Source organism: Vibrio sp. 1078-1 (genome assembly GCF_033340475.1).
Map to the genome: position 1 here is coordinate 1 of NZ_JAWOWM010000771.1, position 543 is coordinate 543.

Sequence of the window (543 nt, forward strand, 5' to 3'; positions counted from 1 at the left end):
AAGACGATGGACCGCAAAAGCAAGTAGAAAGCCATAAACTTAATGCGATGAGTGCCTTTGCGGAAGCACAAACCTGTCGTCGTCAGGTTCTGCTCAACTACTTTGGTGAGTACCGCGAGAAGCCTTGTGGTAACTGTGATATCTGCCTCGATCCACCCAAACATTTTGATGCGACAGAAGAAGCGCGAAAAGCGTTGTCGTGTGTTTACCGTGTTAACCAAAGCTTTGGTATGACGTATGTGGTTGAGGTGCTGCGTGGTATGCAAAATATCCGCGTGCGTGAACATGGCCACGATAAGATCTCTACATACGGCATTGGCCGCGATCACAGCCATGATTACTGGGTGAGTATCTTCCGCCAGTTAATCCACAAAGGACTGTTGTTTCAAAACATCACCCGAAACTCGACGTTGCAATTGACCGAGGAAGCTCGACCATTATTGCGCGGGGATGTGTCGCTCGAGCTAGCGGTTCCTCGTTTGGATACCGCAGCACGCGCTGCGAAGTCGGACAAACTGACCAGCAAAAACTACGATAAGAAGC

The 543-nt window shown here is 49.5% G+C and carries 1 protein-coding gene; it reads left to right on the forward strand.

Translation table 11 applies throughout. The features are described 5' to 3' along the window. A partial coding sequence (locus R7190_RS29980; RefSeq protein WP_318138220.1) for an RQC domain-containing protein occupies positions 1-543 on the forward strand: 543 nt, incomplete at both ends.